The organism is uncultured Intestinibacter sp., assembly GCF_902468165.1.
In the GTDB taxonomy this organism is placed as follows: Bacteria; Bacillota; Clostridia; order Peptostreptococcales; family Peptostreptococcaceae; genus Intestinibacter.
This window is the reverse complement of record NZ_CABQXJ010000007.1, coordinates 61,219-71,979: the sequence shown is the minus strand read 5'-3', so window position 1 is coordinate 71,979 and position 10,761 is coordinate 61,219. Positions and strand designations below refer to the sequence as shown.

The window sequence follows — 10,761 nt, the reverse complement described above, 5'->3', positions numbered from 1 at the left end:
TTGCCACTGACAAATGTTTATAATAAAAAAGTATTATTTATAACTAGTTCTCTAACAGATGGTGGGGCTGAAAAAGTAATGTCTATCTTATCATCTCAGTGTGCAGAATTAGGTGCTGATGTAACATTAGTAGCGTTACGTGATAAAAAACACGTATATAAAATATCTGATAAAGTAAATTTTATACAGATAAAAACAAAATATAAAAATTCACTAATAAAAGTAATAGAAAGATGTATAATTTTAAGAAAAGTACTCAAAAATTGTGAAGCAAAGACTATAATTTCATTTTTACCAATCAATACATTATATGTAATGATTTCTAAGATTGGATTAAAAAGAAAGTTAATTATATCTGAACGAGCAAATCCTAATAGAAGTATATTTGAGCCCAATATATCATTAAAAGATAGAATAGGTATTTTTATTTTTAGAAAGTTACGTTTATATAGTTTTGCAGATTGGATTGTTTTTCAGACTCCAGATGCGAAATCATATTATAGTAAAAAAATGCAAGAAAAAAGTTGTATAATAGTAAATCCATTAAATACTTCTGATTTACCATATAGGTATAAAGGTGAAAGAAGTAAAATAATAGTTGCAGCAGGGAGGCTTTCAGAAGAAAAGAATTTTTCTATGCTAATACAGGCATTTAGTGAATTTCACAAGGTTTACAATGATTATAAATTAATAATATATGGTGAAGGAAAGTTAAGGTCAGAATTAGAGAATCAAATTAAGGAAAATAATCTAGAACACCATATAAGTATGCCAGGATTTGTTGATGATTTATCTAACAAGATTAATAATGCTTCTATGTATATCTCTACATCGAATCATGAGGGAATATCTAATTCTATGATAGAGGCATTAGGAATGGGAATACCAACAATTGCAACAGACTGCCCTGTTGGCGGTAGTAGAATGTTTGTAAATACAGATAAAACGGGTATTTTAATTCCAATGAATGATCATAAATCATTATTAAAAGCAATGATAAAAATAGTATCAGATTCAGAGTATAGAGAAAAGATATCATTAGGAGCAGAAAAAATACGTGAGAAAGTATCAGGGAAAGATATTAGTCTTAAATGGCTTGATTTAGTTGAATAGTTTTATATAAATTAAAGTATTATATTATATATAAGAGATATTTTTATAGAATATATAAAAATCAAAGGAACTATACTATTAATGAGAGTCATAGATTTAAATCCTATATATGTATATTTAAGTTTTTTTATTGCTTCACTCATAGTATATATAGCTCTATACTTGTTTTAAGACAAGTATTAGATTATTTAAGACATAGAAAATATTTTAACATAGTAATCAGATGGGTAGATATAAAAATAGAAAATTATAAAAAGAAGTTAAAAGCAGTGAGTATTTTAGGTAATATAGTATTTTTAGGAGTACCACTTCTAACTACAGGAACATGAAATGGAGATGCTTTGGAATATATTATTTAAAATAAGAATAAAAAATTTCTTATTGGCAGTATTTACGGGAGATACTATAACAGTAGCTATAGTGCTAGGATATCTATGAATATATTATAAGATTCTATTGGAAAGCTAATAATATCTTTATTATTAGTTTTAGTATGAATTATCCAATTAATGTTTAAAGATGTCAACATAGAAAACTAATGGATATAAAATAAAATAAAAGAATTAGAATTGATAATATTAGATTGTGAAATAATATTATCATTGTATAATATGGATAAAGGATGGTAACTTTTTTGCTACTACCTTAAAAATAAAAAAAATTAATCGTGGGGGAATGAAATGAGCAAAAGAGTAAGAAAAGCAATAATACCAGCAGCTGGTCTTGGTACAAGATTTTTACCAGCAACTAAAGCACAAGCGAAGGAAATGTTACCAATAGTAGACAAACCAACACTTCAATACATAATAGAAGAAGCAATTGAATCAGGAATAGAAGAAATATTAATAGTAACAGGAAGAAGTAAAAAATCTATAGAAGATCACTTCGACCGTTCTGTTGAATTAGAACTTGAACTTGAGCAAAAAGGTAAAACTGAAATGCTAGAAATGGTTCAAGATATATCAAACATGGTAAACATTCACTACATAAGACAAAAGGAACCAAAAGGATTAGGACATGCTGTGCATTGTGCTAAGAGTTTTATAGGAAATGAGCCTTTTGCAGTTTTACTTGGAGATGATATAGTAGATGCGGAAACTCCATGTTTAAAACAAATGATAGATGCTTATGATGAATATAAGACCTCAATATTAGGTGTACAAGAAGTTGCAAAAGAAAATGTGGACAAGTACGGAATATTAGATGTTAAATATATTGAAGACAGAGTATATAAAGTAAAAGATATGGTTGAAAAGCCATCTGTGGACGATGCACCTTCTAATATAGCGATACTTGGAAGATATATAATAACTCCTGAGATATTCAATATATTAGAAACTCAAGAAGAAGGTAAAGGTGGAGAAATCCAATTAACTGATGCTCTTCAGACTTTAGCAACTAAGGAAGCTATATATGCATATAACTTTGAGGGAAGAAGATATGATGTTGGTGATAAGTTAGGATTCTTAGAGGCAACTGTAGATTTTGCATTAAAAAGACCTGAGCTTAGAGATGATTTTGAAGCATTTATAAAAGAAAAAGCAATGAATATATAAAAATAGATATAAGGTTTAAAACTAATTATAAAACTTTATAATAAATATATTAAGACCTCTGGAAGTTATAAAATTCAGAGGTCTTACTTTAGAAATAATTTTTAAAGGGATATATACTACTTGAGGGGGTGGATAAAATATATATATTAAATTTTATTAGAGGATTTTGTATGGCATTAGCTGATAGTATCCCAGGTGTATCAGGAGGTACTATTGCGTTCATACTTGGATTTTATGATGAGTTTGTAAGTTCATTACACAACTTAATATCGGGGAGTAAAGTAGAAAGAATTAATGCATTAAGGTTTTTAACTAAGATTGGGATAGGATGGGCTACTGGATTTATATTATCTGTAATCTTTATAACTGCTATATTTGAAAAGAATATTTATGAAATAAGTTCTTTATTTTTAGGGTTTATAATAGCCTCTATACCTTTGATAATTAAATCAGAAAAAAGAACATTGTCAGAAGGGAAAAATATCATATTTTTATTAATCGGAATTGTTGTAGTATTTACAATGACATATTTTAACCCAATAAGTAGTAGTGGAAGAAGTTTTTCGATTAAAGCTGAAAATTTAGGATTGATATTTGGAATATATATTTTCTTGTCTGGTATGATTGCTATATCAGCAATGGTTTTACCGGGAATATCAGGCTCTACTATTTTATTAATCTTTGGACTTTATACTCCGATTCTTAATGCTATAAAGGGTATACTAAAATTAAATTTTGAATACTTACCAGGGATTGTTATCTTCGGAAGTGGTATCTTAATTGGTGTTTTACTAACTATAAGAAGTGTTAGATATTTGTTGAGAAAGTTTAGGTCACAAACTATATACTGTATTATTGGTCTTATGATTGGGTCTATATATGCAGTTATTATGGGGCCATTATCACTAGAAGTTCCACAATCGCCAATGAATTTAGAAAGTTTTAATATAATATTTTTTGTTATAGGATGCATATTAGTTCCAGCATTAGAAATGCTTAAAGTATTATTAAAAAGTAAAAGTGATGATTTAGAGCAAGATACTCATATAGAAGATATGATTTAAAAATATAATATAAATTATCAAACAATAAATATAGAAGTTTTATTATTTATACTTCTTAACTTCTAAAAAAATATAAAAAATATTCTATATTTGACTCTAAAAAAACAATGTGCTAAAATTTAATTAACAATGAATAATTAATTAACGGTGTCATGAAGATACTTGCACTCTACAAGTGCGTGTATTTTTATGGCATTTTTTGTTTTATAAAAGAAATAAGGGGTGGGAATTATGAGTATGAAAGAATTTTTAAAGGAAAATGAGAGATATTGGGCTGACAGGGCAGAGGGATATTGCCAAGTTAATATAGGGGAGTTAAAAAGCGATAAAAAATTAGAATGGATAGATATTATAAAATCTAATGCACCAGTTTTCGCTGGGGATAGAAGACTAAAGGTATTGGATATAGGATGTGGACCAGGATTTTTCTCAATAATATTAGCATCTGCTGGGTACGATGTGACTGCTGTTGATTATACTGAAGAGATGTTAAACAAAGCGAGAGAAAACGCAGGTGATTTGAAGGATAAGATTAAGTTTAGAAGAATGGACGCACATAATCTGGAGTTTGGAGAGGGAGAGTTTGATTTAATTGTAACTAGAAATCTTACTTGGAACCTTAAAGATCCAGAAAAAGCTTATAAAAGTTGGTATAAGGTATTGAGAAATGGCGGAAAGATGATAAATTTTGACGCTAATTGGTATTTACATTTATTTGATGATGAAAAAAGAAGAGAATATGAATCTGATAGAAAGAATGTGGAGCTTTCTGGAATGGAGGACCACTACACATGCACAGATATAGATTCTATGGAAGATATAGCTAGACAACTTCCACTTAGCAAGATTCAAAGACCTGTTTGGGACAAGATTGTTTTAGATAAAATAGGTTTTAAAAATATACAAATAGACCAAAATATTTGGACAAAAACTTGGAATAAAGAAGAAAAATTAAATTATGGTTCTACACCTATGTTTATGATAATTGGGGAGAAATAAACAAATAAAAAATACATCAACTTAAAAGGGATATATGGAGGCGATTTAAATGAATTTAGTAGATAGAATAGAAAGTTATTGGTCAAAGAGAAGTAATGATTTTTCTGACTTAAGAATAGAAGAGTTAAACAGCGATAAGAGACAATTATGGCAAGATGAAATAATATCAAACTTACCAGATAAAGAACATTTAAAAGTATTAGATGTTGGGTGTGGACCAGGATTTTTCTCTGTTATATTAGCATCTTTGGGGCATGATGTTGTTGGGATTGATTTGACAGAATCAATGATAGAAAAAGCTGGGGAAATAGCTGATATGCTAAATTATGATATAGATTTTCAGGTTATGAATGCACAAGAGTTGAGTTTTGATGATGAGGAATTTGATGTAGTTATTTCTAGAAATTTGACATGGACATTACCTGATATAGAAAAGGCTTATAAGGAATGGTACAGAGTTTTGAAAAAAGATGGAGTGCTTTTAAACTTTGATGCCGATTATGGACATGTTTCATTAAAAGAAGAGATGAAATCGCTAGGAAAAGAACATGCTCATAATATGATGGATTCTAAGTTAGTAAAGGAATGTGATGATATTAAGCAAGAACTAGAAATAAGCAAAAAACATAGACCTCTATGGGATGAAAAATACCTACAAGAAATAGGTTTTGAATCATGTAAAACCGACTGTGAAGTAAGCGGAAGGATTTATAAAATAAAAGATGATTTTTATAATCCAACGCCTATGTTTAAAGTCTGTGCAGTTAAAAATATATAAAAGTTAGTTAAAAATAAATTAGTTAAAATAAACATAAAATATATGCAAATAAATATATAAATATAAGGTAAATAATAAAATATTTTACATATTAAAAAAAGCAGTGCGAAAATTTTACACTGCTTTTTTTGATGCAATTTTATATAATAGAAGTTGTGGAAATTATAAATTTTTAATAAAATTAAATTAAATAGGAGGATATTGGAAATATTTATGAAAGCTAATCATTTAAGAACGAAAAAAATGCTGATTTATGGCGAGCTAGAAAAGTACAGGATACTAGCAGAATCATTATTAGTAGGATTATTAGTAGGACTAGTGATAGTAATGCACAGGCTTATTTTATCAAATGTGTTTTCTCTGTTCAAAAAGTTCTATAACATGGGTAGAGAAAACTTTATCTATATACCACTTATATTTGCAGTACTGATATTTCTGGGATATATCGTAGGAAAATCTGTAAAGTTAGACCCTATGATAACTGGTAGTGGTATACCCCAAGTTGAGGGAATATTACTTAGAAAGCTAAAGCAAAAGTGGTATAGTGTTTTAGTTTTAAAATTTGTAAGCGGTCTTGTCTGTTTGGGGACAGGTTTATCACTAGGGAGAGAAGGTCCATCTGTTCAAATTGGGTCCTGTGTTGGAGAAGGTTTTGCTGAAACGACGAAAAAAATGGACAATGAAAAGAAATATTTTATAACATGTGGGGCGAGTGCAGGGCTTGCTGCAGCGTTTAATGCACCTATGGCAGGTGTTATGTTTTCGCTAGAAGAGGCGCATAAAAACTTTTCACCAATCGTTCTTCTTTCGGCTATATCGGCATCACTTGCAGCTGATTTTGCATCTAAAAACTTCTTTGGATTAAAACCATCATTGAACTTCCAACAATTATCAGCAATGCCGTTAAAATATTATTGGGCATTATTAATTTTGGGAGTTGTTGTAGGAATTAGTGGAACGATTTTTAATAAGGGGTTATTAATATCTCAAATATTATATAAAAAGACAAACTTATCTATAGAAATGAAGTGCATTATACCGTTTATAATAACTGGTATAGTTGGACTTACACTACCATCATTATTAGGTGGCGGGCATGATTTAATAATGAGTTTACAAAATTTAAATATATCGACGAAATTATTAGTATTTTACATAATAATTAAATTTATATTTACTTTTATATGCTTTGGTTCTGGAGCGCCAGGAGGTATATTCTTCCCATTATTAACTTTAGGTTCTTTAGTTGGAGATTTAGTAGGTATTATAATGGTTACTTACTTCAATATCCCATCACATTATTTATTAAACTTTATAGTAATAGCAATGGCTGGGCATTTTGCAGCTATAGTAAAATCGCCAATAACAGCGATTATATTAATATCTGAGATGACAGGTTCACTTAATCACTTACTTTCTCTAGCAGTTGTGTCATTAGTTGCTCTTTTAGTTTCTGACTTATTAAATACAAAACCGATTTATGAGGCATTATTAGATAGAATTTTACAAAGTAATCATCTTTCTTTGGAAGGAAGTTATAACAAAAAGACATTAGTTGAGGTTTCTGTAGAGTTGGGAAGTGTAATGGATAACAATTATATAAAAGATGTTGCATGGCCAGAGGGGTGTCTAGTTGTATCAATACTTAGAGGTGAAAAGGAAATAATACCTTGTGGGTCGACTCTACTTCTCGCTGGTGATTTGGTGACTGTTATGACAAATGAAAAAACAGCTCCAAATGTGCTAGATGATATAAGCAAGAAGGCTAGTTGTTATTAATTTTTGCTAAAATAAAATTATATTTATGAAAGTGCTTATTTTGATGTATTTTTATATCAAAATAAGAGAACAATTAAATAAGGATATTTTTGATCGTATATTTGATATAATATGATGATGTAGATAATTTGATAAAATCACGACAGTATATTTTTATATTGTCGTGATAATTTTTAATACATTAAGGTGGAAAATATGATAGATATAGATAATTTAAATAAAAATCAGCAAATAGCAGTAAATCATGTCGATGGACCATGTATGGTATTGGCTGGGCCAGGGTCAGGAAAGACAAGGGTAATAACTTATAGAATTGTGAATATGGTCATGAACGAAGGTATACCACCGACTAGAATCCTTGCGATAAGTTTTACAAAGGCATCTTCAATCGAGATGAAAAACAGAGCCTTAAGTATATGCAATGATTTTAGAATGAATAAGGTAACTTTCGGTACGTTTCATGCGGTATTTTTCAGGATTCTTAGAAAATTTGAAAAGATGAATTTAGATAGTATTTTGGACGAAAAGACAAAACGTTTCGCACTTAAAGGGATTTTAAAAAGTCTAAATGTAGAAAATGGAGAAGATGATGAGCTTATAGGCCAAGTTATAAATGAAATCTCATATGTAAAAAATGAGCTTATGGATAAAGCTGATTTTCACTCTGAAGTACTTACAAAAGACGAATTTATAAATACATACAATATGTATGAAAATTATAAAGATGAAATCAAAAAAATAGACTTTGACGATATGTTAATCAGAACATACTACTTATTACAAAACAATCCGCAAGTGCTTGAAATTGTGAGAAATGTATACAAATATATTTTAGTAGATGAGTTCCAAGATGTTAACAAAGTTCAGTTTGAAGTTTTAAAATTAATTGCGGGTGAAGATAAAAATATATTTGTAGTGGGAGATGAGGACCAAAGTATATACGGATTTAGAGGTTCAAGACCAGATTTCTTACTTAAATTTAAAGACTACTTTAAAGAGGCAAAAGAAGTCAGACTAGATATAAATTATAGGTCAAAATCAGAAATAATAAGCACTGCAAATAGATTAATTGACAAAAATCAAAATAGATACAATAAAGTTATCAAATGTGCCCAAGATGAAAAGGGAAATGTGGAATATTTAACTCCAAAAGATTCGGAAGATGAAGCTATACAAATAGCTAAGGATATACTAGAAAAGGTAAAAGAAGATTATGTTGAGTATGATGATTTTGCTGTAATATACAGAACAAATATCCAGTCGAGAGCATTGGTAGATGTATTTATGGATATGAGGATTCCATTTGTAATTAGAGATTCTGTCGTTACGATATACGACCATTGGGCAGCAAAAGATATATTATCATACTTAAGATTATCAATTGACCCAGATTCAAACCAAGACTGGATAAGAATAATCAACAAACCGTTTAGATATATATCTAGAGAAAGCATAAACTCAGTAAAAGATGAAAAATTCTTATTAAATGCTTTAATAACGAAGTGTAACTTACACCAAAAACAAGTAAAAACAATAACTGACTTAGAAATAGATTTAAGTTATTTAAAAGCATTATCGCCAAAAAATGCAATTTCTTATATAAGAAGTACGCTAGACTATGATAAGTATATATTAGATTATTGTATGAATAGAAAAATAAAACCAAATGGCTTAATCGAAATACTTAACGAGGTTGAAAGTTCTTCATCAAACTTCCAAACTATCGAAGAATATCTAAATCATATAGAAAAAGTAAAAGAAGAATTACAAGAAAATCAAAAACACAAAGAAGTAAATGGAGTAATATTTACAACTATGCACAGTGCAAAAGGTTTAGAGTTTGACAATGTGTATATAATCGGAGTAAACGATGGGACTATACCTCATGAAAAGTCATACGATATAGAAGATGATGAAAAACGAGATGAACAAATAGAAGAAGAAAGAAGACTTATGTATGTTGCTATTACTAGGGCTAAGGATAGATTATGCATAAGCTGCCCACAAAATAAATATGGTAAAAAAGTATCTATTTCTAGATTTATAAACGAAATAGAAGAACCACTAAACTCTGAATTAAAGCAAGTTAGCGTTGGAGATAAAGTATATCACAGCACCTTTAAAGAGGGAAAAATAATAGAAAAGAAAAATAACATGATAACTGTAAAATTTAAAAATTCTACAAAGACTTTAGACTATAAAATATGCTTAAGAAAGAAAATTATAAGAATAATATAAGAATATTAAGAATAATATAAAATAAATAAATTAAAATTATTTAAAATAATTGACAAAAATGGGAAATATATCTTATAATTAGTATTAATTTAATACAAATAATTCTGTGAAAAAGAAAGTAGCATAAATATAAATTAAAGCGAGCTGAGTATGGTGTGAGTCAGCAATGGAGTTTATTGTGAAGAGAGCTTTGGAGAAGACTATCTGAAATAACAGTAGGATAGGAGGTATGCCTGCCTTAAAGGCTTGAGTGGATAATTAAAATTTTATTTTTGATTATCAAAAAGAGTGGTAACGCGGTAAATCGTCTCTTAGTTTTTTAACTAAGGGACTTTTTTTATACAAATTTTTATATAGGAACAAGGGGGAATTAATAATGAAATTAAAAAAATTATTAGCAACAGGATTAGCAGCAATGATGGTTATGGGATTAGTTGGATGCAGTAGTTCATCAGGAAGTTCTAGTACTCAAACAGATAAGTTACAACAAATAAAGGATGCAGGAGTATTGAAAGTAGGTACAAGTGCTGAATATTCTCCATATGAATTCCATAAAGTTGTAGATGGAGAAGACAAAATCGTTGGATTTGATGATTTCGTAGTTCAAGAGATTGCAAAAGATATGGGAGTAAAAGTTGAATACGAAGATATGGACTTTGATGGTTTATTGGGAGCATTACAAGCTGATAAAGTTGATATAGTTTTAGCTGGTATGACACCAGATGAAAAAAGAAAGAAAAGTGTGGACTTCTCTGAAATATACTACACAAATAGCAATGTTTGTATAGTTGCAAAAGGTAAAGAAGATTCTATAAAAAGTTCAGATGATTTGAAAAAATTAAAAGTAGGGGTACAAAAAGGAACAACTCAAGCGGATTATGTTACTAATACATTAGGAATAACTGATGTAACTCAATTAAAAAGAATACCAGATTTAATGTTAGAACTTCAAAACGGTAAAATAGATGTTATAGTTACTGGTAAAGCAGTTGCTCAAATAAACGTTAAAAAATACGACCATATAGCAATATGCAAAACAACAGTAGGTGATGATGTTGCAGAAACTGCTGCTGCAGCAGTCAAAAAATCTAGTAAAAATGTTGATAATACTTCATTCTTAAAATCTATAAATGACACTATAAAAAGATTAGAAGATAGTGGAGATATGGATAAATACATGGAAGAAGCTTTAAAATTAGCAGAATAATAGGCAATTAAATTAGGAGATGTGATT

8 protein-coding genes and 1 other annotated feature are annotated in these 10,761 nt (G+C 29.0%); all 8 genes read left to right on the top strand.

Features of this window, described 5'->3' with window-relative positions; all coding sequences use genetic code 11:
* The coding region (locus RDX53_RS02670; RefSeq protein ID WP_307993676.1) for a glycosyltransferase at nucleotides 1–1,113 on the top strand (1,113 nt) is incomplete at its 5' end.
* Nucleotides 1,114–1,793: 680 nt separating this feature from the next.
* Nucleotides 1,794–2,669 carry a UTP--glucose-1-phosphate uridylyltransferase GalU gene (gene galU / locus RDX53_RS02665; protein ID WP_307993675.1) on the top strand — a complete coding sequence of 292 codons (876 nt, stop codon included), beginning with the start codon at nucleotides 1,794–1,796 and terminating at the stop codon, nucleotides 2,667–2,669.
* 170 nt (nucleotides 2,670–2,839) lie between these two features.
* Nucleotides 2,840–3,733, top strand: a complete 894-nt coding sequence (locus RDX53_RS02660) for a DUF368 domain-containing protein (protein ID WP_331606585.1) — start codon at nucleotides 2,840–2,842, stop codon at nucleotides 3,731–3,733.
* 231 nt (nucleotides 3,734–3,964) lie between these two features.
* A complete protein-coding gene (locus RDX53_RS02655) occupies nucleotides 3,965–4,732 on the top strand; it encodes a class I SAM-dependent methyltransferase (RefSeq protein WP_307993674.1) in 768 nt (255 codons plus the stop codon).
* Nucleotides 4,733–4,781: 49 nt separating this feature from the next.
* Nucleotides 4,782–5,510 (top strand): class I SAM-dependent methyltransferase, encoded by a 729-nt coding sequence (locus RDX53_RS02650; RefSeq protein WP_195929868.1) that lies wholly within the window; start codon nucleotides 4,782–4,784, stop codon nucleotides 5,508–5,510.
* 201 nt (nucleotides 5,511–5,711) lie between these two features.
* Nucleotides 5,712–7,289: a ClC family H(+)/Cl(-) exchange transporter gene (locus RDX53_RS02645; RefSeq protein ID WP_331606582.1), complete on the top strand. Its 1,578-nt coding sequence runs from the start codon at nucleotides 5,712–5,714 to the stop codon at nucleotides 7,287–7,289.
* Between the two features lie 195 nt (nucleotides 7,290–7,484).
* Complete coding sequence (locus RDX53_RS02640; protein ID WP_307993673.1) at nucleotides 7,485–9,527, top strand: ATP-dependent helicase; 2,043 nt, start codon at nucleotides 7,485–7,487, stop codon at nucleotides 9,525–9,527.
* 97 nt (nucleotides 9,528–9,624) lie between these two features.
* Nucleotides 9,625–9,842: a binding site (T-box leader), on the top strand.
* 61 nt (nucleotides 9,843–9,903) lie between these two features.
* The gene (locus RDX53_RS02635; protein WP_307993672.1) at nucleotides 9,904–10,734 is read left to right on the top strand and encodes a transporter substrate-binding domain-containing protein; all 831 of its coding nucleotides are present in this window, start codon (nucleotides 9,904–9,906) and stop codon (nucleotides 10,732–10,734) included.
* The last annotated feature ends 27 nt before the right edge of the window (nucleotides 10,735–10,761 follow it).